The sequence below is a fragment of the Nocardia sp. NPDC102475 genome (assembly GCF_055584605.1).
Window position 1 is genome coordinate 397,580 of record NZ_JBVJLS010000002.1, and the last position, 22,082, is coordinate 419,661.

Consider the following 22,082-nt stretch of genomic DNA (forward strand, 5'->3'; position numbering starts at 1 on the left):
CGAAGGATTCCCAATTCCGGCGAAATCAACGCCATGTGAGCCCATAGCAACACAACCGTTACTTCGGCACCGGGTTCCTGCTCGCCCAGGCCGCGATCTGGCTGCGGTTGGTGAATCCGAGCTTGGTCAGGATGTGTTGGACGTGGTTCTGCGCGGTGCGCTCGGATATCACCAGCGCGGTCGCGATTTCGCGGTTGCTCTTTCCGGCAGCGACGAGAGCGGCGACTTCGCGTTCCCGTGGGGAGAGCGTCGCGCGGTTCAGCGGTGTCGCGGCGAGGGCGCGCAGGCGCTGCACCCAGGGGGCCATACCGTATGACTCCGCCAGTGGCAGTGCGGATTTGGCCATGGTTACGCCGTCCTCGATGGCGCCGCGGCGAATCAGGACGTCGGCCAGTTCACAATCGGCCTCCACGGCGAAGCAGCGGGCGCTGATCTCGCGACAGATCTTGCGCGCGGTGCCGAGTTCCTGTTCGGCGGTGGCCGAATCGCCGAGGGCTGCCGCGAATTTGCCGAGCCACAGGGTCACCGGGCCGAGGTAGTGTCCGTTGCCGCTTCCGCCGACCGCATGACCGTCGCGATACGGGGCGAGACGCCGCGCGAAATAGCGGATGTCCTCGTCCAAGCGGAGGGCCAGCGCGACGGATCCGCCGACCACCAGCGCGTTGAGCACGAAGTACGGCGGGATCACCCACTCTTCGGGCGGACCGAGCCCGCGATACAGCGGTTCGGCCTCTGCGGTGCGACCGTCTTCGACCAGTGGAAATGCCGTGCCCAGCCGGGCGAAGATCTCGTTGCGGACCTCGCCGCGCATGGACAACGGCGGTAATTCGAAGCTGATATCGAGGTGGCCGCGGTGATGGCCGATGGTGCCCACCAGCGCCCGATACGCGCCGTAACCCGCCGGATGGCCGATCGATTCGGCCAGTTCGCGCGCCTGTCCGCCGAGCCGCAGCGCCTCGTCCAGATCCCCGTGGCCCTGTGCCAAGGCCGCCTCGGCCACCAGCAGATTCCAGCGCGCCATCGGGCCGCCGGTATGCCGCACACACCAGCGCAGCCGCGACAGCTCACTGCCGATCGCCGCGAGTTCGCCACGCTCCCAGTGTGAGTCGATGGCCCACAGCCTGCCCCACAGCTCGATCGATGGGCTGCGCAGGCTCAGTCCGGCATCTGTCATGCGCGCGGCCAACTCGGCGCGCTCCACGCGGTGTTCCGGTGCGGCGCAGGCGAGTTGACGGGCACGCAAGGCGGCGACCACGGCCTCCGGATCGCCGCATGCGTCGGCGAGCTGCAGTGCGGCGCGGCTCGTCTCGTCGACATGGTCGAGCAGACCCAAATAGACCGAGGCCTCCGTCGAGCGCGCCAGCAGCCGCGTCCGGAGGAGATCCGACAATCCGTCGAATTCCAGTGCTTCCGTGCACCATTCACGAATGTCGCGATCCCAGACACGATCGCCGACCGGCTCTAGCACCAGCGCGCACTCCGCGATCAGGGTGGCATCGCCGACGCGACGGCCGATGGTCAGCGCGGCAACGCAATCCGCGCGGGCCGCACCCAGATCACCCGCCCGCAGCCTCGCCGTCGCCCGGGCAAGCAGCAATCTGCCGCGATCGGCGGCGGCCGATCCGGCGGCATGGTCGAGCGCCAGACCGTAGAGCCGCACGGCTTCTTCGAACGCCAATTCCCGCAATGCCGCATCGCCCGCGCGACGCGCCCAGTGCACCGCGGGACCGTGTTCGCCGGTCACCGCCGCACCCGCCCAATGTCGGGCCAGTGCCGCCGAATGGTGTTCCAGCGCATCGGGATACAGGTCCTCGATGGCCTCTGCCGCCCTTGCATGCAGGATCACCCGCTGCTGCAACAGCAGACTTTCCTGCAGTGCGGCGCGCACCAGCGCATGTCCGAATCGCACCGCGCCCGGCTCCGCGCCCACCACCAGCAAACCGGCCGCGACGGCCTCGTCCACCGCGGCCAGACACTCCAGCGCGGGCCTGCCGATCAACCGCGACGCCACCGCGATCGGAAACTCCTCGCCGAGAATCGAGGACGCCCGCAGCAACTCCTGGGTGCGCGGCGCGAGCGGCACCAGTCGCCCGCGGACCACCTCGCGCAGGGTAGCGGGCAGTTGCAGCGCACCCGTCTCCTGTAGCGACCGCCCGAGTTCGCGCAGGTAGAACGGGTTTCCAGCGGTCATCGTGTAGGCGTCGAAGGTGATCCGATCCGGGACGACCCGTCCGGCCTCGGCCTGCAGGCACTGTGCCGAACTCTCCGGCGACAGACCGGTCAGGCCGAGTGTCCTGGTCACCGGCTCCCGCAGCAGATCCGGTTTGATCGCGCGCCAGCCGGTCGCGGCATCGGATACCGCATCACGTTCGGTGGCGCACACCAGGATTCGCTTACCGCGTAGATTTCGGATCAGATGCAGCAGCGCCTGCAGCGACGGTTCGTCGGCCCAGTGGATGTCATCGATGACGAACAGGGCCGCGGTGCCATCGAGACGTTCGGCGAAGCTTTCGAATAGCGCGGTGCGCTCGACCGGTGCGACATCGACGGCCGGTAGATCGGCAAGGGCCTGCCGCCACAGCCAGAACGGCGGTGCGTCGGGCACTTCCAGCGCCCGAGTCCACAGCGTGCGTACACCCCGCGCCTGCGCGCGCTCGGCCAATTCGGACACCAAACGGGTCTTGCCGATACCCGCCTCGCCGGAACACACGACCAACTGCGGATTTCCGTTCACCGCAGCGTCGAGCCAGCGGAGCAGATCGGCAACTTCGTCTCCCCGCCCGATCAGCTCGGTCGACACGCGCCACCTCCGAGACGTTGACATTACCCGTGCGGTGGTGCGCTCGAGCCCGCCATCGCGACTAGGACGCCTGGCGTTCGGTCAGGCCGTCGGTGCTCACATCACCTTCGAAGGCGTGGATGCTCGCATCCGGACCCGGACGCACCCCCGCGCGCTCGAAAGCCGGGAACAGCCGTTCGGCCGCATATCGGTCGGCCGCGGCCGCCGATTCCCAGACATCGACGATGTGCAACGCCCCATCCGACACCCCGACGATATGCAGCAATTGCCCCGCGATCGGCGCACCGCCGAGTTCGGCCACGACCGCCTGGTATTCCGGCAACCCCACTCCGGGCGTGCGGGTGATGTTGATGTAGGGCATGGCTTCTCCTGCCTTCGAGCCACCGTCGGTTGCGGTGGTTGCAGCGAGATTACGAAGGAACCAGCAGGTCCGACTTCCGCCGAACTACTCATTCCAGCTACTCATTCGCAGGTAGCCTCGTTCGCAGGTAGCCTCGTAGGTATCACAATTCGGGAGGGCTCGATCATGGCGTCGGAAATTTTCGAGAGCGAAGTCGCGGACCCGCGCGCCCGGTGGCGGCACCTGCCGAAGGAGCCTGACCGGTACGTCGAAGAGGCCCAGGTCGAGCCGACATATTCGTCGTACACGTTGCCCGCGGTCGACCCCACCCAGGATTTCATCCGGCTCTACGGCGGCTGAGGCCTTTCAGATCTTGCGATAGGGCGAGTCTCTGTCGAGACTGGACCGGTCGAAGTTTCGCGAGTGCAGGAGCCAACATGGCCGTCACAGCTGTTCGTCGTATCTCGTCCGGGTTCGCGGTTCTCACCGCAGTCGTTGCGTTGGGAGGCGGGTCGTTGCTGGCGTCCGGCGGCGCCGTCGGCGCACCAGGGGATGTCACCACCACGGTGACGCTATCGGGGCAGGCGGCCACCGGATGTACGGCGCAGGTGAAGGCAACGGTGGCCGGAAGTTCCTCGCTCGGGCTCGGGAATTACATTCCGCCCGTGGAGTTCTGGGATGACGGCACCTTCCTCGGAAGTGTCACGCCGACGGTGAACAAGGCGACGCCGTCGAACGGTGTTTCGTTGACCGCCCAGGTCGATTGGAAGCCCGCCGCGACCGGCAGTCACACGGTGCGGGCGAAGTATGTGGGCGGCAACTACACGCCGGAGTCGCAGGGCTCGGTTGTGGTGCGCGTCGGGACGGGCATCGATCTCGGGTCGGCGTGCTTGCCGATCGGCTGAAATCAGCTGCGAGCGTCGGGCTTACGTCAGAGTGATCGCCTGCACGATCAGCACTGTGTACAGCGTCAAGATGAACAGGACGGCCGGGAGCACCGGATAGTCCGGCTTACTGCCGCGCACGAACTTCAATGCTCCCCAAATGGGAAGCAGTAAGAGCGCCAACGGAATCCAGGCGGCTATCGCCTGCCATGATGTATGCGTCCATGGTTGGACGAGGGTGATGTCGGTGGCGGCGGCGATGGCGGCACACAGCAGTCCGAACGCGGTGCTACCGGTCGCGCCGAGGGCATTGGAGTAGAAGTGCTCGTCGGTGCGCGGCGTGCGAGATGTCTTGCGGGCGAATTCGAATTGCAAGAACGCGCCAGCGAAGATCAGGGCCACGGCCGCGGTCTTCCAGCTGGCGCGAACCTCGCCGGTGTCCGCGGCCGACAGGACGACGTAGGCGGTGACCAGGAGTTGAACCGGATAGGTGACGGCCAGATTCGCCAGAATATCGATTCGAATGGTGGCCGATAGGCGCTCGAGACCCCACAGCGCCAAGCCGTAGGCGAGGACGGCGGCGATCATGAGCGCGGAGACCACCGAGAGCGTCAGGCTGGCGGCGATCGCACCGACGGCGATGACGGCCATGGCGGCACGCAGTTCGGTGGCGGAGATCGCGCCGGTGACCAACGGGCGGTCCGGGTTGTGCACGCGGTCGTAGTCGAGGTCCTTCTGCTCGTCGACCATGCGCAGATACAGCAGGACGAACGCGACTACGGCAATGCGCAGAACTGTGGACCCGGTCGGATGCCAGGCCGAATCCGGTTGTGACACAAGGGCTGCGGTGCCCTCCAACGCGAGCACCCAGAGCACGCCGTACAGGACGTAGTGCGGTTTGTACATGACCGCGGTGAAGCGGCCGATACGGACCACGGAATCGAGGAAACCGGAGGACGACGTGCCGGCGACCTCGCTCATGCCTGCGCCTCGCCGACACTCGGCTTCGGTACGCGCTGCGACAAGACTCGCCCGCTCATGCTTGCGTCCACCGATCCCACATGGTCACCTCCGCGGCGGGCGTGCGCCGCAGGCCCGGCCCCCGAGTACCGGGCAGCAGATGCGCGACGGGCAACATAGCGACCTGGGTGACCTGCTCGAACGGAATCCCGAGCAGGTCGGCGATGTCGCGCTCATAGGCCAGATGTGCGGTGGTCATCGTCGAGCCGAGCCCACGTTCGTGCAGCGCGAGCATGAAGTTCCAGACCGCCGGGTAGATCGAGCCGTAGAAACTGGCCAGCAGCAGCGGCGACGCGTTCGCGGGCGGGCGCCCGAGCGAGCATACGATGACCAGCGCGGACACCTCGTGCATATGCGCTGCGAGATGCTGCCCGGAGGCCAGATCACCGAGCTGGTCCGGACGGGGTGTGCGCGCGGAAAGGTAAGCGGCGAAACCCTTTCGGTAGTACTCGGCGATCTGCTGTTTGGTCGCCGGATCCTCGACGACCAGAAATCGCCATGGCTGACGATTGGTGCCGCTCGGCGCGTGCACCGCGATATCCAGACAGTCCAGCAGGTCCTGGCGCGCGACCGGACGGGTCAGATCGAGGCGGCGGCGGAAGGCACGGGTGGTCGTCAGCAGGTCGGTGCCCGAGAACTCCTCGCCCATCAGACTCCTTCGGGGTCGGCCTCGGAAACCAGTGCGTCCTCGGTGAATTCGAGATCGATCTGGGCGGCAACGGCATCGGCCTGGAGGATCTCGCAGTGGATGACGGTATTGCCCGCCCCCTGGTCGGTGATCTCCGCGGTGCATTCCGCGGGCAAATCCAGCTCGACGAATCGGTCGAAAGTACTTGCCACACATTCGAGTTGGGGCAGATCACGCACGACCATCGACAATGCGGTCTGACGGCAGGCCTCGATGAGCAGGCTGCCGGGCACATGGTCGAGCTGGTGGTCGAACAGGAACGGATGGCCGAGATCGGGTACCAGCCGTGCCCGTGCGACCGCGCCATCGCGCACCGGCGAACCGATCACCACATTGCGCCAGTTCTCCCGGCCCACCGCGGCGGGTGCGGCGCGTTCGGTCAGTGCCGAGGCACCGCGAAACTCGCCGAGCCCCAGGCTGTCCCGGAATCCACTGCGCAGCCCCGACCACTGTCGCCCGGTCACCCAGGAGAAGGATCCGTCGACCGTCAGCATCGGCTCGCCGTCGGATTCGATCTCGAGCACCATATCGAGACCCTGCAGCACGCCACCGCGCTGATGGCGCTGCGGAACACGCACATGCATCACCAGATCGGCGGGCGCGGTGCGCACCTCCCAGGCGGCGGTGTCGGATCCGGTGCCGTTGAAAGTGCGCACTACGAATGCCATTTCGTTCGGCACTCCGTAGAACTTGTGCGTCAATGCGATCGCGGCCTGCCGGGCCGCCTCCATGACCACCAGCGGATCATGGCGCACCGCGAGCGATCCGGCGTGATCGCCGTAATACGCGTGCATTCTGGGTAATTGGGCTCCGGCGACGAAGGTGTGTTCGCCCACGGCGTCCAATGAGGTGACGAACACCTCCGAGACCGCGCATCGGTGTGCGAGTTCCCGGGAGATCGTGCGGATATGGCTCGCCGTCTGTACGGCGGCCGCGTCTGTGGTCACGTTCGACCCTCCAACCATTCTTCGGCGGACACCGGTCGCAACGTCTGCGACGCGGTGCCGGTCCGCATGGGAAGTACATAGGATCCGAGTACGATCGCCGACCACGGATCCAGTTCCCGGCCATCGGCCCAGGCCAGATACAGCAACTGCGCGCAGTCCGCATCCGAGGCCGGATCGAAGCCGGATGGGGCCGCCCTACCGGCCCGTGCCGAATCGTGTAGCACCCGGTCGAGCGCGTCCGCCCGATCGAAGCTGCGCGCGGGTGTGCGCGCATACAGTTCCTCGGCGATCGCCGCCGCGTCCGCCGCGCGGTCCGTGCCGGTGCAGGCTTGTGCGATCACCGCTGCCCGGCTCCATTCGTCCAGGTAGATGGCGAGTTCCCGCAGTACGTCGGCGGGATCGTCGGGCGAATGCACCAGGTTCAACAGGTAGTTGTGACGGCCGAGCAGATACCGCAGCTCACCGGGACGGCGCTTGCGCGGATCGGTGGCCCCCTTCGCCTCGGTCAGCCGCACCGGTACGGGCAGCTCGCCGTCGGGCGCGTGCACGACGAGTACGAGCACATCCGAGATGGCGACCAGCAGATCGGCCAGGCGGCGGCGTTCGGGCGAGGCGATATTCCACGCGAAGTACCACAGTGCGCGGGCCAGATGCCGGTCGACCGGGACGCGGAACGCGCTGACCACACGAAAACCGTTGTCGGCCAACCAGTTCAGTGTCGGCTCGACGGAACGCGCGACAATCGCGTCCGGCTTGAGCAGTAGCAGGGAATGCTCCCTGGCAAATTTGGCCGCATCCACGCCGAGTCGATCGAGCTGGTCCGCCGATTCCTGCACATAGGTGTCGGAGACGTAGGCGTCGACCTTCTGCGGCGACGGCGTCAGCGCGCTCAGCAATTCCCGCAACGACTCACTCATGGGCCGCTCCGTCGAAGTCGTTGCCGGCAAGGATGTCCGCTATCGAGGGCAGCGGCATGCCGAGATATCCCGATTCCAGGCAGTAGTCCAGCAGTACTCGCAGATACTCCTTGCCGCTCGCTGGAGACGGCTTGCCGAGCAGCACGTCGGCGCGGGCGGTGTCGAATACCAGCCGCCGCCGGAAATAGCTCGTGTAGAGCGAACCGATGCGGCGGTAGTACTCGCGCTCGATCGGCTCGAGATCATCCTCGGCGAAAGTCGCCTCCGGCACGAAGGTGGCGACCTCGAAGGACGGATATTCGGCGAGCACATCGGAGACCTCGCGCAGCGAGAGGGTGTCGCGACCGAGCGCGTGCAGCGTGCGATTCTGCGCGGAGTCGAAATCCAGGACGGCCGCGGCGATTACATCGGCGACATGGTCGACCGGCGCCAGCGAGAGCCTCGCGTCGTAGCGGCCGGGCAGCGAGCGCAGCTTGCCCTCGACCATGAGTTTCACGACGGTGTAGAGGTTCTTGTACTCCCGAATCGTGCCGGTATCGCTCGCTCCGGTCACGATGCCGGGGCGCACGATCGCCCACAGCAGGCCCTGCTCCCCCGCCGCCCGTACAAGCTTTTCGGCGCGAAACTTGCTGTCCTCGTAGCCATTACCGAAGGTTTGACCGGCGTCGAGTTCGTCCTCGGCGATAGTGCCGCCCCGCATGCCGCAGACGTAAGCGGTGCTGACGTGCACGAGCGGCACCTCCCACTCGCGGGCGAGCGCGATGGCATTCGCGGTGCCGACCACATTGAGTTCCTCGTAGTCGGCTGCCGATGCGTCGAATGCCGTTGTGGCCGCGCAGTGCACGATGATGCCGACCCGCTCGGCCAGATCCTCGGTGTCGCGCCCGGACAGGCCCAATCCGGGCAACCGCACGTCACCCGCGACGGCGGTGCCGGCCTCGATCAGGGTGCCGTCATTGCGCACGATGGTCGAATTGCTGTGCAGCACAGCGGCAACCGGTCGGCTCGCGGCCGCGAGCCTGGCGACGACCTCGGCGCCGACCAGTCCGGCCGCACCGGTCACCAGCACGGTATCGCCGGAGTTCACAGTGGCACCTCGCCAGCGGCCAAACTGCCCGAGACCAGGGCGATCACCGCATCGACCCGGCGTACACCCATCAGTTCCTCGGGCCGGTAGCGCGGCAGTTCGAACGCACGCTCGAGGACGACGGTGAATTCCATCAGACGCAGTGAATCGAAGCCGAGATCCTCCACGAGGCGGTGCTCGTCGGACAACTCGGCGGGCGGTTCCGGGGCCATGGCCAGGACGATCCGGCGCACCTTGTCGGCAGTCGTGGTACCAGCCACCGCGGGCCCACCCGTCACCCGGCCACCACCCCTCATCGAATCGCTGCGCGATGCTGCCCTCATAGCTCCCCTTCCCGCAGATGCGGTTGTTGGCCACCTGAGGCCAGCAGATCGCGGGCCTCGTCCAGGGGCAGGTCGGTATTGAGATACCCGGCGATGCGCAGCCAGTCGTAACCGATCGCCAGCGTGCGCCGCCACTGCTCACGTGAATCGAAGGAGGCCGGGAATCCCGTTGTCGTGTCCGCCCCCGCCGCGACCCATCGGACCAGTGTGACGAAATCGTCCAGCACCGCGAAACCCGCGAGAGTATCTCCGCCCGTTCCGATTATCTCCGAGAAACGGACCCGTCGTGCTGATTCCAGCTGCGTCAGCAGATCGTCACGACGTAGGGCGTGGTTCGGCAACAGCCGCCGCAGCGTCTGCGCGGGCGCGACGTCGGCGGGCAGCGAGTGAATCCCGAGTGCGGACAACAGGACACGGACCGCCATGGCGATGAGCCGGTGTGCCGCGATATCGGCGACCGCACCCTGGGAGTTCTTGACCGCACCGGCCAGGTCCTCCCTGGCGTTCTCCAGGACGACATTGGACCACACCAGATTCAGCGCGCATTCGGTGAATCTGGTTGCGGGCAGGGGTGACAACGTCGCGATCACATCGTCGCGGGTAGCACCGGTCAGGCCGAGGGCGGGCGCGGCCGCGTGGGGCACCGGGGTGTACGGCTTGACCGGCTTGCACATGGCCAGCGCGGGTTCGATGCGTTCACCGCCGCGCCACTGCAATCCGACCAGACCGAGTCCGAGGAACTCGAGCAGATCCTCGGCGATGTCATGTTCGGCGCGGCCGAGGACATCGCGCAATGAATGCCGGAACACCACCGAACGCCAGGCACGGGCCGCACTGTCCGACAGTGCGAAGACGTCACGATCGTCCCGGATCACGTGGATGTGCCCGCCGATCGTCCAGGTGGTGACTCCTGGTCGACGTGCGAACAGGATCTGGTGCGGATCATCGGCGATCTCGGGCACGTCGAGCCCGGCCGCCAACTCCCAAACCTGTTCCCACGCGATCTGTTCGGTCGGCTCGGTGAGGTCGTTGTAGCGGTCGATGAGCGCATCGGTTCCGATGCGGTCGAGTTGATGCGGCAACCACTTGGTTTCCAGGTAGCTTTCGCCCTTGCGGGCGGCCCAGCCCTTCATCGCCTGGAGCAGTCCGTCGCGTGCCCAGTCGGCGGCCTCGGCCTCGGCGTGCAGGGCCCGCAGCGCGACCGCGTATCGCAGCGCCTGCGTCGCGCGCCGAGTCCACCAGTCGGCCACGAGCGCGGTGAAGCTCGAATGCGGTAGCAGTGCACGCAATTCCGCGACGTTCGGTTCCCCGGGCCGGACCACGGTCGCGCGCAGGAATCGCTGACACCGGTTGAGCAGGTCCTCGTCGATCTTGTCCGAACCGCTCGCCGCCAGCTTCAGCTGATTGCGCAGCTGCGCCTCGGACCGCGTCCGCACCTCCACGCGCCGACCATCGATGAACAACACCGTCGGCAGTGTCGGCAACTCCTCGTCACCGGGGGCGACAACCAGGAAGTCGATATCGGATCCGGCATTGCCGAATCCCTCCGCCAGCGAACCTTCGAACAGCACGGTCGAATCAGGCGGTACCGCAACACTTTCCAATGCGCGATCGAGCAACTGCCGCACTCGTTCGGCCGGCAGCGCAGGCTCGGGCACGGCATCGTCGGTAGCCGGGCTGTCCGTTCGCGGTTCCGATTCGGTGGTGCCGTCTGCCGCGTGCACCACCGCACCCGCCAACGCGCCGTCCGCGAACAGCTGCCACATATGCCGACGCCGCGGTTTACCGCTCGAGGTGCGGCGGATGATGCCGCGCGGGCCGGTCACGATGTTCACCGTCTGCGCGGGCCCGAGTTCACCGCGAATGATCCTGCGCGCCTCGGTAATCCAGTCTCCCGGTGCCGATTCGGCGAACAGCGCGATGCCCTGGGCACCGGCCTCGGTGATCGCGACGGCGGCGAGTTTGCCCTTGGTGATTCCGGTTTCCTGGGCGACCCGGGATTCGATGTCCTCCATGAACACCGACCGGCCGCGGACCTTCAGGCTCGACCCCATCCGGCCGAGGACGAAAACCTCACCCTTGTGCAGGAATCCGGCATCGCCGGTGAACAGCACCCGCTCGACGATCCGCGTCGACGAACCGGCGGTCGGTTCGCCGGAGTAACCCAGCGCGACCGAATCCCCGACGACGATCATCTCGCCGAGGGTGCCGTCGGGCAGTTCCCGGCCGTCTTCGTCGACCACCCGCACGGTCGATTCGGGCGTCGAGTAGCCGAGTCCGGTAATCCACCCGGAGCCCTCGACACGGTGGGTGTCGTCGAGCAATTCTTCGGCCAGGATCGTAATGGGTTGGCCGAAGCGAAGATTCGGATTGTCGAGCCGCAGCGCGGTGATCGGCCGGTTGCGCGCGGAGGAGGTCACCATCAGCGTGGCCTCGGCCAGACCATAGGCGAGGGTGTACGCGCTGGTCGAAAAGCCTTGTCTGCCAGCCAGATCCGCGAAGGACTGGAGGTCGGCCACCTCGACAGGCTCGGAACCGACGGCCAGCGTCCGCCAGCCCGACAGATCCAGATCCGCGATCTCCTCCGGCGCGACGCGATGCGCCACATAACCGAGCGCGAACGACGGCGACGGCGTGTGCTGTGCGTGCGACATGGCGCGCAGCCAGCGCGCCGGATCGCGGACGAACTGGTCAGGGCGCATCAGATACAGCTCGCCCTGATTGGTAACGGTGGTGAGGAATGCGCCGACCAGGCCCATATCGTGATAGAGCGGCAGCCAGGAGACCATGGTTTCGCCGTGCCGCCAGTCGATCAGCGTCGAGATCATCGCGATGTTGTTGGCCAGGTTGTGCCAGCTGACCCGTACCCCGCGCGGCGTTCCGGTGGACCCGGAGGTGAATTGCAGTAGCGCGCATTCGTCGGGCTCGCCGAATTCGCGCTCCGCCGGCGCGGGGCCCAGATTCGCGGCATCGATCACCAGCGGCTCGTCCGTGCGGCCCGCCGCCTCCGCCGCTTTGCGCACCAACTGCTCGAACTCGGTCGAGGTCACCACCAATCGCGGGCAGGCCTGCTCCAGAATGGCCGCGATGTGGGCGATGATCTGGTCGAGGTCGCCGAACATCGGCGGCGCGACCGGGGTGAAGACCCCACCACAGGCCCACACCGCGTAAAACGCGGCGGCACAGGGGAATCCGGTCGGCATGATCACGCATGCGCCGTCGCCGCTGCCCATACCATGTTCGCGCATGCGCGTCGCGATCGACCAGCTCAGCTCCGCGAGATCGTGATAGCTGCGGTACTCCCAGCCGTCGGCCTCGTCGGCCAAGTGGATCCCGGCGTCACGGCCCGGATCTGCCAGCCAATTACGAACTGCGGCAACGTCTTTATCCGGCTTCATCCCGCAGCTCTCCTCCCGACAGCACGGTAACGGTACCGTTCGTGCCGTCGACCCGTATTCCCATACCAGAACGTATCTTCTTGGTCAGGTCCTTGACTTGGACCACCGTCGGAACTCCCAACTCCCGTGCCACGATCGCGACATGGGTGAGGGGACTGCCGCGCTCGATCACCAGCGCCGACGCCGAGGGCAGCGCGGCCACCCAACCCGGATCGGTGCGATATGCCACCAGGATGCCGCCCGCCACGTCGCGTGGCTCGTCGACGACCACCGCAGTACCCTCGACGATTCCGGACGCCGACGGCGTGCCGGGCAGAACGGTGCCGACAGTCGCGGCCGGGGTGTCGGTGACCGGTACCCAACCCTGGCGCGCGAGCTCCGCGCGCCCGAAGGTCGGCCCCGAGGTGACGAAGCGGGCCGGGGCGACCAGCGCGGCGTCCCTGGCGCGCTGGGCTTTCCGTGCGGCGACCAGATCGCGCAGGCCGCCGCTGGTGGCTGCTTGCGGGTCGCTCGAAACTGCGCCGCTAGCGACTGCTTGCAGGTCGCTCGAAACTGCGCCGCTAGCGACTGCTTGCAGGTCGCTCGAAACTGCGCCGCTAGCGACTGCTTGCAGGTCGCTCGAAACTGCACTGCTCTCGTAGCAGCCGCGCAACTCCTGGACGGTCAACGCGAAGACATCGTCGAATTCGTCGATGACGCCGCGCGCGACCAGATCTCGGCCCATTACCCGGATCATCCGCTTCACCATGCCGAAGGCCCGGGTGCGGCAGAAGCGAAGCCGCTCCCGATGCGCGGCGCACCGATTCACCTTGCCGCGCAGGCGTTCATAGATCCGCCGCCGGAAGCCGCGCAGATTGGCGTCGAGGTACTCGTCGGCCTCCGCACCGCGGCTGTGCTGTGCCGCCTCCCCGACGCGGCCGATCGCGCTGCGCAGCATGACGAAAAGGCTCGCGGGCTCCTCGCGCAGATCCGGGGTTTCCAGCTTCAGCTCGTCCAGGCTGCGGTAGCCGTAGCGATCGATGTAATCCTCGATCCGGTCGCGGAATTCGGTGCGGTCACGCACGGCGTCGTAAATCTGTTCCGGCGCTGTCGAATTGATCAACGACACCAGTTCAGGATCTTTGCGAACGAACTGCGCGAGCTCGGTCATGGCGCGGGCCGGTTCGGCGGATTCGACATCCGCGCCGGGGCCGACGACGGCGTACAGGAACCACTCCGGCGCCTTCGGCAGCAGCAGCTTGGTCAGCAGATACATCAGACCGGTGCAGGTCAACAGGATTGCGTCCAGGACCATCAGCGGACCCCAGCGCTCGACCAGGTCCCGGTCGACCTTGCGATAAGCCGCGTAGGCCTGTTCGCCGGTCAGCGTCGAGTAGTCGAGCGCATCGTATTCGTCGTAGACGCGGTAGAAGTCGGTCATGAAGCGCTCGACCATATCGTCGATACCGAACAGCCGCCGCACATAGGTCACCGTGGTGATCGTCCGCGACCGCAGCCGGGCCAGTGGCGTGCGGAAGGTGTACGGGCGCAAGGTCTTCGCGATCTCGTCGGGCAGCGGTTCGTCAACGCCGAGCGCGGCCTCCAGCACCTTCCGGTTCAGCGGATACCCGGGTGCGATGCCCACCATCCGGTACCAGTGCAGCAGGTTGTAGTAGACCCGCCCGTGAAAGTAGCCGAGTAGCACCGGAGTCCAGCGATCGGTCTGGCGCAGTTGCGCGTCGGGCACCCGCAACGATTTCGCGTAACCGTGGTACACGCGGCCGTAGATGTCGGCGGCGGTCGTGTAGGTCAGCGGGGAGGTGATGCCGCTGAAACTCTCGATGATGTTGGAGTTGTCCCAGATTCGCTCATCGCCGTCGGCGAGCACCTCACCGGCGCCGCGCAGTACCGCACCGCGCACCGGGCCGTCGGTGACCGCCGTGGTGATCGGCCGCGACTGGAGAAACCAGAGGCCGTCGGCATCGATGGCCCACTCGATGTCCTGTGGCGCACCGAAATCGGCCTCCAGCTTGCGTCCCCACTCCACCAATTCGGCCAGTTCGGCATCGGCGAGCACCGCGCTCTCGCGGCGCTGCGGCTCGACCTCGAGCACCGTGCAGCCCTGCTCCTCTGCGGGTGCGTAGCTCCGATCCTTGTCCCCCACAGTCGTTTCCAGCACCGTGCCCGAGGATTTGTCGACCACGACCGAATCGGCGTCCACCGCACCCGACACCAACCCCTCGCCGAGCCCGTACACCGCACTGACGACCAATTCGTCTGCGGCGCCGCTGATCGGGTTCGCGGTGAACATCACTCCGCTGGACCGCGCATCGATAAGATGTTGCAGCACAACGGCTATGGCGTCGGCGCGCGGCTGTCCGTGCGCGAAGGCATAGCGGATGGACCGTTCCGAGAATGCCGAGGCCCAGCAGTCACGCACGCGCGCCGCGACCGCTTCGACACCGTTGACATTGAGGAACGAATCGAACTGGCCCGCATAGGACTGGCCGGGACCGTCCTCGACGACCGCCGACGATCGAACCGCGATCGCGCCCGCTCCCAGACGGCCGTAGGCATCGGCGATCAGTTCGAGGACCGGCTGCGGCAGTGGCGCATCGACGATCGCGGCGCTTAGTTCCGCACCGGCGGCCACCGCCGAATCCAGATCGTCCGATGATGTGACATTCAACACAATAGTCGCCAAATCGGCGTCTGTATCGGTCTCGATAAGGAACCGCTTGAAGACGTCGGTGCCGAGCACCGCCCAGTCGGGGACCCGGAAGCCGCCATTGTGCAAGGTGTACAACCCACCCGCTTTACCGCCGCCTAGCGCGGCAAATGTCGCCGAGTCGGTCCACGGTCCGAGTACCTGCAAGACTTTTCTCCCATCACCCCCGTTCACCGCACCGGAGCAGGCGCTCCGGCGCAACAAGGCAGCGCAAACCGAAGGGGCTGTCTGGATATATCCGAGATTTGCTTTCGACGTTAGCCCGCAAACCTTGGGTACTGCTTGGTAAAGACTTGGTTCGAACGCCCAGAGGCACCAGTAAGCTGACCGTTTCGAGCGACCTGCAAGCAGTCGCTAGCGGTGCGATGACATTCTGGGCTGTAAGGAGTGATTCGGCGTGGGTTGGACCTTCACCCCGGACGAGTTCGCCCATGTCTGGCGCGAGACCGAATTGGACCGTCACCCGTATCCGCTGCGCATTCTCGAGTCGCCGCGAACCGAGACCGAGGCCGACAAATTGCGCGCACAGCTGGAGGAGCGACTACCGCCGCGCAGCGATCCGGATCTATCGGCGTGCCTGCGGATCATGGCCGCACCGCAGACCAGAATCGTGGCGATCGGCGGCGGGCACGGTCCCGGCACCGAGATCCGGCTGCTGGCCTGCGCGATCTACGACCGCGCCGTCCTCGCCATCCAGGAACCCGGCACCGGACCGGATTTCGGTGGGCGCGTACGACTTTCGATCGGGCTCAGCGCCAAGCTCGGCGCGCGGATCGCCGCATTGCTGCCCGCGGTCCCAGCCGGACACGAACCGGCGCGGGCGGCATCCGCCGATGCGATCCGCGACGACGAGACGGTGGTCGTAGCGCAGCGAGTGGTGCCCTCGATCCGGCGGCTGCTACTCAAGCCGCATACCGCCGAGGGACACATCCGGATCGAGGGGCGGCTGGACCACCCGTCGCCGCAGCCGCCGATCCACTACACCTGGATCGACGTCAAGGGCGACGGGCGCTATCTGATCAAGGCGGGCGACACCGTGCACATCGTTCCCGCCTCGGCCGACCAACTCGCTACGCAGCTGCAGAAACGTATTCCCGCGCAGGCCCGATAAGTCGCCACCAGCCGGAACTATTTCATCCGGAGGCATGGCTAGCGGTTAGTCTGAGGCGGACCGACCGATCCCCGGGGGTGTGGTTCATGACGATCGAGAGCAGCCGAGCCGATATTGCCCGCTTCAAACAGGAGGCACAGGCGGGCACCGTCAAGTTCGATCCGGACGCGGCGCGGCGTTGCGCCGAAATGTACGACAACCAAGCCGACCGACTCATCTATCTACGCCAACGGCTCGAATCGGCGGGCGAGTTGGACGGCTTCGGCGGATTCATCTCCGCACAGCAATTAGAGGCCGGATTCGCGCACAAGGCCCGCGACGCCGCCACCCTGCTAGACCACTACATCGAAGCCGCCTACCGCATGAAAGAGGCGTTCCTGATCAGCGGCGGGCTGTTCGAGGAGGCCGATGCCGCGAACGCCGCGGCGCTGCGTGCGATCGAAACGCGGGTGCCGCGATGAGCGGTAATGATCCCGATTACATCAGCTCGATGGAGCATTTCGAGTCGATGAAGCATGAGGAGATCTACGCCAAGACCCAGCAGATCGATGCTGCGCAGATCCTCAACGCATCGGTCACGTGGCTGGAAGTCGCAGGGACGCTGGCCAGTTCGTTTCCGCTGACCAGAGCGGGTTCCGATCGCGTAATGAATTCGATGGCCTGGGAGGGCGCCGCCGCCGAAGCCGCCTATGCGAGTGCCCGCAGCTACGCCGACTCCATCGACGAACTCGCCGCGATCATGGGACAGGTCGGCACCCGCCTCGGCGCGGTGGCCGCGGCCGCCGAAGCCGTGAAGATCGCCGTTGTGCCACCGGGCAATTCGGGCCCGATCGGCACCATAGCCCGGCTGCTCGAAGCCGCCCATGTGATCAATGCGCAAATGGCGGAAGAGGCACTGCGCCAAGAAGCCGTCCTCGCCATGAACATGATCTACAAACCCGCCTACCAAATGGCAGGCACCGCCGTCCCCGCCCTCCCCACACCCCCCGCCTTACCCGGCACACCAGGCGCGACACCCTCGGCACCCACCAAGCCCGGCGCACAGGCCCCCCAAACCTCACCCTCCACCCCGGAATCCCAAGCACCACAACCGACGCCCACACCGTCTACCCCGGAGTCCGAAGCACCACAACCAACCCCGGACTCAACAACACCGGCACCCGGCACCCCGAATTCCCAGCCACCACAACCCGCCCCGGCACCCGGCCCACCGGAACCGGCGCCAACCCCCTCCACACCGGAATCCCAAGCACCACAACCAACTCCGGAACCGACCACACCAGCACCCACAACTCCGCCCCCCGGAACCCCGGAGTCCCAGGCACCGCAACCCACCCCGGAGTCCCAGCCGACCCCGGCCCCGTCGCCTCAGCCTGCTCCAGATCCACAGCCCTCGCCTGCACCTGCCACACCGGAATCTCCGGCGCCGCAACCAACGGCTCCCCCGGCACCGGAATCCCAGGCGCCACAGCCCACTCCGGCCCCGCAGCCGGCTCCTGCCCCGACGCCGGACCCATCAACCCAACAAGCGCCCCCTCCGGCCCCACCCCAACAGGCCCCGCCCCCAACGCAGGAGACCCAACCTCCCGCCCCCGCGCCGGCACCCCCTACCCAACAGGCGCCCCCACCCCCGGCCCCCGTCCCGTCGCAACCGACCCCTGCCCTGCCCGACCCCGGTGGCCAGCCCGGTATCACCGGCCCCATCCCCGACCAAACCGGGCCCTCCCAACCCCCACCGACCACCAACCAACCCGGCGTCATCCCAACCCCTGAAGGAGCCCGCTGACCCAGTCGCACTCTTTACCGAAATCCGTACCCTCGTCTCCCGCAACAGGTAAAGAGTGCGAATCGAGCGAGAGTTAGCGCCTCGCCCAACCCCGGCAGCGACTCACCCGGCCGGAAGGCCCCACGATAGCGGCGAATCCAGCGCGACCTGGCGCATCGCCGAACCCGACAGCACTCAGCCTGGCCTGCAATGTCCCGGCAAAGCCGCATCCGACCAGAGCTCAACCCCCTGTCGGGATCCACGCTCCTGGTGGGCCGCTACGTCGGGCGAGCATCCCAGCGAGGGCCGAACTGTCGGCCCAATGCCTGGACCAAACCATGAATCAGCCAAGTCCTGGCTCGGATTCCGAGATTCATTGCCGCGCAGCGCTTTAAGCTGGCACGACGAAGCGCGTCACTGCCGACCCGGGCCTTTTCTTCCACAGCCTGGGCAGGCGCACAACCCAGACCGCGTCAGACTTTGACCAGGTCGTCGGCGTGGATTACCGGGCGTTGCATGGTGTCCGGGAGTTCGGTGGTGGAGCGGCCGAGCATGCCGGATAGTTCGGTGCTGTCGTATTCGACTACGCCGCGGGCGACTATTCGGTTGTCGGGGGCGATGAGGTCGACGACGTCGCCACCGTGGAAGCGGCCGCGGACTCCGGTGATGCCTGCGGCGAGCAGGGAGCGGCGGCGGTCGGCGACGGCTTGTACGGCGCCCTCATCGATGAGGATGGCGCCGCGGCTGTCGGCGGCGTGGCGGACCCAGAATTTGCGGGCGGAGAGGCGGACCGGGCGGGCGGCGAAGGCGGTGCCGACGGTGCCCGCGCTGAGCGCGATATCGGCCTCGGTGGCGGCGGCCAGCAGGACGGGGACGCCCGCGTCAGCGGCCAGCCGGGCCGCGGAGAGTTTGGAGGCCATGCCACCGGTGCCGAGCGCGCCGCCGCTGCCCGCGATGACGCCGTCGAGGTCGGCGCTGCTGCGGACCTCGGGGATGAAGTTGGCGGCACCCTTGCGCGGGTCGCCGTCGTAGAGACCCTCGACATCGGAGAGCAGCACCAGCGCGTCCGCGCCGACCAGATGGGCGACCAGTGCGGCGAGGCGGTCGTTATCGCCGAAGCGGATCTCTTCCGTTGCGACAGTATCGTTTTCGTTCACCACAGCGACCGCGCCGAGCGAGCGCAACCGATCCAGGGTGCGCTGCGCGTTGCGGTGATGCTCGCGCCGGGAGAAGTCGTCGGCGCTCAACAGCACCTGCCCGACCGTCCGCCCGAACCGCGCGAACGAGGTCCCCCACGCATGCGCCAATGCCAACTGACCGACGCTGGCGGCGGCTTGCTTGGTGGCCAGATCCCTTGGGCGACTTGTCAATCCGAGCGGCGCGATACCCGCACCGATAGCACCGGAGGACACGACGACCACATCGGATCCGGCCCGCATCCGCGCCTCCACCGCATCGGCGAGCCGATCCAGTCGCGCCATATCGAGACCGCCCTTAAGACTGGTCAGCGCCGAAGACCCGATCTTCACCACCACGCTGCGCGCCGAAGCAATCGCCGTCCTGGCCTCACTCAGCCCGGACTGCGACATCACCTCGGCCATCCCCGAACTCACCTGCATCGCAACCGAACTCCCTGTACCGCAACAGAACTCGTCGTACCCGCCAGTCCGGCCGAGCCCGCCGAGTGCAACACTGCACCCTGAACGCCCTGGCCGCCACCGAATTCCGACGCGCGCCGGACGGGCGAACCGAACCGCGGCGCTCGCCGTATCGCCGTGCCAGAACCCGGCGCACACCACAAGCCCACGGCGTTCACGCTATTCCTCGTCGTCCTTGACCAGACCACGGCGTACTCGGGACGCGTGTTTGCGTTCGGCGGCGCTGATCCGGTCGTTCTGCTCCAGGCGGATGTCGGTGCCGCGGCCGGTCGGCACCATATCCACACCCGCGGAGATCTGCGGCTCCCATTCGAACGTGACATCGCCGATGGTGACCGGCGCACCGGGCTCGGCGCCCTGCTTCACCAGTTCGTCTTCGACCCCGAGGCGGGCCAGGCGGTCGGCGAGGTAGCCGACGGCTTCGTCGTTGTCGAACTGGGTCTGGCGCACCCAGCGCTCCGGCTGCGGCCCGCGCACGATGAAGCCGCCCGGCTCCTCGGGATCGGCGATCACGCTGAAGCCGGATTCGTTCACCGCGATCGGGCGGATCACCGGACGCTTCGGCGCGGCCTTCGGATGCGCGGTCCGATACTGCTCGACCATCTCGGCGAGCGCAAAGGTCAAAGGACGCAGGCCCGCCCGGCTCACCGCCGAGATCTCGAAGACCGGCCAGCCACGTGCGGCGAATTCAGGCGTGACCATCTCCGCCAACTCGGCGGCGTCGGGCACATCGACCTTGTTCAGGATCACCACACGCGGCCGATCGGCCAGATCACCGAGCCCGGTATCGGCATCCAGAGCCGGTTGGTAGGCCGCGAGTTCAGCCTCGAGCGCATCGACATCGGAGACCGGATCGCGTCCCGGCTCGAGGGTCGCACAGTCGACGACGTGCGCGAGCACCGCGCAGCGCTCCAGATGCCGCAGGAAATCCAGCCCGAGCCCACGCCCCTCGCTCGCACCCGGGATCAGACCGGGCACATCGGCGATGGTGAAGGTGGTGTCACCACTGGAGACCACACCGAGATTGGGCACCAGCGTGGTGAACGGGTAGTCCGCGATTTTCGGCTTGGCGGCCGAGAGCACCGACACCAGCGAGGACTTACCCGCCGACGGGAACCCGACGAGCCCCACATCAGCGACGGACTTCAGCTCGAGGACGAGATCGCCCTCATCGCCGTCCTCGCCGAGCAGCGCGAAACCGGGCGCCTTGCGCGCCTTGGAGGCCAGCGCGGCATTACCGAGTCCGCCGCGTCCGCCACGGGCCACGATGAACTTATTGCCCGAACCGACCAGATCGACGACCACCTTGCCGTCGTCGTCCAGCACCACGGTGCCGTCGGGCACCTTCAGCACCAGATCGGTGCCCTGCTTACCGTCGCGGTTGCTGCCCTCACCCGGCTTGCCGTTGCTCGCCTTGGCATGCGGATGGAAGTGGAAGTCCAGCAGGGTGTGCACATTCGGGTCGACCTCGAGGATCACATCCCCGCCGCGTCCGCCATTGCCGCCGTCCGGCCCCCCGAGCGGCATGAACTTCTCGCGGCGCACAGAGGCGCAGCCGTGACCACCCTTGCCCGCACGCACGTGCAATACGACACGGTCGATGAATTTGGACATGTCCGAATCATCCTCCTCGGTGGTAGCCGTAGCGACTGCTTGCAGGTCGCTCGAAAAGACCTGCTCTGTGGGAACGCGATCTTTCGAGAACGCGAAAAGCGGGCCAGGGATTGCACCCTGACCCGCTCAGCTTTTCCGGAATGCCAGAGGCGGTCAGGCCTCAGCCGGCTCCGGAACAACGATGTTGACGGTCTTGCGGCCACGCTTGGTGCCGAACTCGACCTTGCCCGCCGCCAGGGCGAACAGAGTGTCGTCGCCGCCACGGCCGACGAGCACACCGGGGTGGAAGTGCGTGCCACGCTGGCGAACCAGGATCTCGCCCGCCGAAACGGTCTGGCCACCGAAACGCTTGACGCCGAGTCGCTGGGCGTTCGAGTCGCGACCGTTGCGGGAGCTGGATGCACCCTTCTTATGTGCCATTTCTGAACTCCTGTGAAGTAATTCGAGAAAGCGCGGAGGCTTACTTGATGCCGGTGACCTTGAGGACCGTCAGCGGCTGACGGTGACCCTGACGCTTGTGGTAGCCGGTCTTGTTCTTGAACTTGTGGATGCGGATCTTCGGGCCCTTGGTGTGCTCGACGACCTCCGCGGCCACGGAAACCTTGGCCAGCTTGTCCGCATCGGTGGTCAGCTCGGCGCCGTTCACCACGAGAACCGGGGCCAGCGCCACGGACGAACCCGGCGCACCCTCGATCTTCTCGACCTTCACCAGGTCACCGACCGCGACCTTGTACTGCTTTCCGCCGGTCTTGACGATCGCGTACGTTGCCATCGGTCGGCTGCCCTTCTTCCTGTAATGCGCGCGGCTAGTGCTCGCGCGGCT

19 protein-coding genes are annotated in these 22,082 nt (G+C 66.8%); 5 read left to right on the plus strand and 14 right to left on the minus strand.

Annotation, left to right across the window (positions count from 1 at the left end; translation table 11 throughout):
• Nucleotides 1–58 precede the first annotated feature (58 nt).
• Both ACZ60G_RS05070 and ACZ60G_RS05075 read right to left on the minus strand, forming a co-directional pair.
• Nucleotides 59–2,800: an ATP-binding protein gene (locus ACZ60G_RS05070; protein WP_465807406.1), complete on the minus strand. Its 2,742-nt coding sequence runs from the start codon at nt 2,798–2,800 to the stop codon at nt 59–61.
• 61 nt (nt 2,801–2,861) lie between these two features.
• Nucleotides 2,862–3,161, minus strand: coding sequence for a hypothetical protein (locus tag ACZ60G_RS05075; RefSeq protein ID WP_465807407.1), 300 nt, complete (start codon nt 3,159–3,161; stop codon nt 2,862–2,864).
• A 165-nt stretch (nt 3,162–3,326) separates the two neighbouring features.
• On the opposite strand from ACZ60G_RS05075, the gene ACZ60G_RS05080 reads away from it, so the two are divergent.
• Entirely contained in the window at nt 3,327–3,500 is a 174-nt protein-coding gene (locus ACZ60G_RS05080) for a hypothetical protein (protein WP_465807409.1), read from the plus strand.
• Nucleotides 3,501–3,577: 77 nt separating this feature from the next.
• On the plus strand, nt 3,578–4,045 hold the full coding sequence (locus ACZ60G_RS05085) for a hypothetical protein (RefSeq protein WP_465807410.1): 468 nt from the start codon (nt 3,578–3,580) through the stop codon (nt 4,043–4,045).
• A 21-nt stretch (nt 4,046–4,066) separates the two neighbouring features.
• Here ACZ60G_RS05085 and ACZ60G_RS05090 read toward each other — a convergent pair whose 3' ends face one another.
• From ACZ60G_RS05090 to ACZ60G_RS05125, 8 genes are read right to left on the minus strand one after another with little or no spacing between them, the layout of a single operon-like run.
• Nucleotides 4,067–5,005: a hypothetical protein gene (locus ACZ60G_RS05090; RefSeq protein ID WP_465807411.1), complete on the minus strand. Its 939-nt coding sequence runs from the start codon at nt 5,003–5,005 to the stop codon at nt 4,067–4,069.
• A 55-nt stretch (nt 5,006–5,060) separates the two neighbouring features.
• The gene (locus tag ACZ60G_RS05095) at nt 5,061–5,693 is read right to left on the minus strand and encodes a nitroreductase family protein (RefSeq protein ID WP_465807413.1); all 633 of its coding nucleotides are present in this window, start codon (nt 5,691–5,693) and stop codon (nt 5,061–5,063) included.
• Nucleotides 5,693–6,679: a ScbA/BarX family gamma-butyrolactone biosynthesis protein gene (locus ACZ60G_RS05100; RefSeq protein WP_465807414.1), complete on the minus strand. Its 987-nt coding sequence runs from the start codon at nt 6,677–6,679 to the stop codon at nt 5,693–5,695. Before ACZ60G_RS05100 ends, ACZ60G_RS05095 begins: the two co-directional genes overlap by 1 nt.
• The gene (locus ACZ60G_RS05105) at nt 6,676–7,596 is read right to left on the minus strand and encodes a nucleoside-diphosphate kinase (protein ID WP_465807415.1); all 921 of its coding nucleotides are present in this window, start codon (nt 7,594–7,596) and stop codon (nt 6,676–6,678) included. Before ACZ60G_RS05105 ends, ACZ60G_RS05100 begins: the two co-directional genes overlap by 4 nt.
• Nucleotides 7,589–8,683, minus strand: a complete 1,095-nt coding sequence (locus ACZ60G_RS05110; protein ID WP_465807416.1) for an SDR family oxidoreductase — start codon at nt 8,681–8,683, stop codon at nt 7,589–7,591. Before ACZ60G_RS05110 ends, ACZ60G_RS05105 begins: the two co-directional genes overlap by 8 nt.
• Nucleotides 8,680–9,006: an acyl carrier protein gene (locus ACZ60G_RS05115; protein ID WP_465807418.1), complete on the minus strand. Its 327-nt coding sequence runs from the start codon at nt 9,004–9,006 to the stop codon at nt 8,680–8,682. Before ACZ60G_RS05115 ends, ACZ60G_RS05110 begins: the two co-directional genes overlap by 4 nt.
• On the minus strand, nt 9,003–12,404 hold the full coding sequence (locus ACZ60G_RS05120) for an AMP-binding protein (protein WP_465807420.1): 3,402 nt from the start codon (nt 12,402–12,404) through the stop codon (nt 9,003–9,005). Before ACZ60G_RS05120 ends, ACZ60G_RS05115 begins: the two co-directional genes overlap by 4 nt.
• Nucleotides 12,391–15,258 (minus strand): PEP/pyruvate-binding domain-containing protein, encoded by a 2,868-nt coding sequence (locus tag ACZ60G_RS05125; protein WP_465807422.1) that lies wholly within the window; start codon nt 15,256–15,258, stop codon nt 12,391–12,393. Before ACZ60G_RS05125 ends, ACZ60G_RS05120 begins: the two co-directional genes overlap by 14 nt.
• 250 nt (nt 15,259–15,508) lie before the next feature.
• On the opposite strand from ACZ60G_RS05125, the gene ACZ60G_RS05130 reads away from it, so the two are divergent.
• The 3 genes from ACZ60G_RS05130 (at nt 15,509) to ACZ60G_RS05140 (ending at nt 18,008) form a co-directional block, all read left to right on the plus strand.
• Nucleotides 15,509–16,222 (plus strand): ESX secretion-associated protein EspG, encoded by a 714-nt coding sequence (locus ACZ60G_RS05130; RefSeq protein ID WP_465807424.1) that lies wholly within the window; start codon nt 15,509–15,511, stop codon nt 16,220–16,222.
• Nucleotides 16,223–16,308: 86 nt separating this feature from the next.
• Nucleotides 16,309–16,683 (plus strand): hypothetical protein, encoded by a 375-nt coding sequence (locus tag ACZ60G_RS05135; protein ID WP_063047104.1) that lies wholly within the window; start codon nt 16,309–16,311, stop codon nt 16,681–16,683.
• A complete protein-coding gene (locus ACZ60G_RS05140; RefSeq protein ID WP_465807426.1) occupies nt 16,680–18,008 on the plus strand; it encodes a hypothetical protein in 1,329 nt (442 codons plus the stop codon). The genes ACZ60G_RS05135 and ACZ60G_RS05140 overlap by 4 nt, the downstream gene beginning before the upstream one ends.
• Before the next feature lie 452 nt (nt 18,009–18,460).
• Here the strand turns inward: ACZ60G_RS05140 and proB are convergent, their stop codons facing one another.
• The 4 genes from proB to rplU all read right to left on the minus strand — a co-directional run bounded on the left by proB (nt 18,461) and on the right by rplU (nt 22,031).
• Nucleotides 18,461–19,576: a glutamate 5-kinase gene (gene proB / locus ACZ60G_RS05145; protein ID WP_465807627.1), complete on the minus strand. Its 1,116-nt coding sequence runs from the start codon at nt 19,574–19,576 to the stop codon at nt 18,461–18,463.
• Nucleotides 19,577–19,804: 228 nt separating this feature from the next.
• A complete protein-coding gene (gene obgE, locus ACZ60G_RS05150; protein ID WP_465807428.1) occupies nt 19,805–21,259 on the minus strand; it encodes a GTPase ObgE in 1,455 nt (484 codons plus the stop codon).
• A 153-nt stretch (nt 21,260–21,412) separates the two neighbouring features.
• Nucleotides 21,413–21,679: a 50S ribosomal protein L27 gene (gene rpmA, locus ACZ60G_RS05155; protein WP_063047669.1), complete on the minus strand. Its 267-nt coding sequence runs from the start codon at nt 21,677–21,679 to the stop codon at nt 21,413–21,415.
• A 40-nt stretch (nt 21,680–21,719) separates the two neighbouring features.
• The gene (gene rplU, locus ACZ60G_RS05160) at nt 21,720–22,031 is read right to left on the minus strand and encodes a 50S ribosomal protein L21 (protein WP_040687720.1); all 312 of its coding nucleotides are present in this window, start codon (nt 22,029–22,031) and stop codon (nt 21,720–21,722) included.
• Nucleotides 22,032–22,082 lie beyond the last annotated feature (51 nt).

Excerpts from the sequence above, each read along its gene's own strand:
- ACZ60G_RS05075 (WP_465807407.1), bottom strand. The coding sequence starts at position 3,161 with ATGCCCTACATCAACATCACCCGCACGCCCGGAGTGGGGTTGCCGGAA.
- ACZ60G_RS05080 (WP_465807409.1), top strand. The coding sequence starts at position 3,327 with ATGGCGTCGGAAATTTTCGAGAGCGAAGTCGCGGACCCGCGCGCCCGG.
- ACZ60G_RS05085 (WP_465807410.1), top strand. The coding sequence starts at position 3,578 with ATGGCCGTCACAGCTGTTCGTCGTATCTCGTCCGGGTTCGCGGTTCTC.
- ACZ60G_RS05090 (WP_465807411.1), bottom strand. The coding sequence starts at position 5,005 with ATGAGCGAGGTCGCCGGCACGTCGTCCTCCGGTTTCCTCGATTCCGTG.
- ACZ60G_RS05095 (WP_465807413.1), bottom strand. The coding sequence starts at position 5,693 with ATGGGCGAGGAGTTCTCGGGCACCGACCTGCTGACGACCACCCGTGCC.
- ACZ60G_RS05105 (WP_465807415.1), bottom strand. The coding sequence starts at position 7,596 with ATGAGTGAGTCGTTGCGGGAATTGCTGAGCGCGCTGACGCCGTCGCCG.
- ACZ60G_RS05115 (WP_465807418.1), bottom strand. The coding sequence starts at position 9,006 with ATGAGGGCAGCATCGCGCAGCGATTCGATGAGGGGTGGTGGCCGGGTG.
- ACZ60G_RS05120 (WP_465807420.1), bottom strand. The coding sequence starts at position 12,404 with ATGAAGCCGGATAAAGACGTTGCCGCAGTTCGTAATTGGCTGGCAGAT.
- ACZ60G_RS05135 (WP_063047104.1), top strand. The coding sequence starts at position 16,309 with ATGACGATCGAGAGCAGCCGAGCCGATATTGCCCGCTTCAAACAGGAG.
- ACZ60G_RS05140 (WP_465807426.1), top strand. The coding sequence starts at position 16,680 with ATGAGCGGTAATGATCCCGATTACATCAGCTCGATGGAGCATTTCGAG.
- proB (WP_465807627.1), bottom strand. The coding sequence starts at position 19,576 with ATGTCGCAGTCCGGGCTGAGTGAGGCCAGGACGGCGATTGCTTCGGCG.
- obgE (WP_465807428.1), bottom strand. The coding sequence starts at position 21,259 with ATGTCCAAATTCATCGACCGTGTCGTATTGCACGTGCGTGCGGGCAAG.
- rpmA (WP_063047669.1), bottom strand. The coding sequence starts at position 21,679 with ATGGCACATAAGAAGGGTGCATCCAGCTCCCGCAACGGTCGCGACTCG.
- rplU (WP_040687720.1), bottom strand. The coding sequence starts at position 22,031 with ATGGCAACGTACGCGATCGTCAAGACCGGCGGAAAGCAGTACAAGGTC.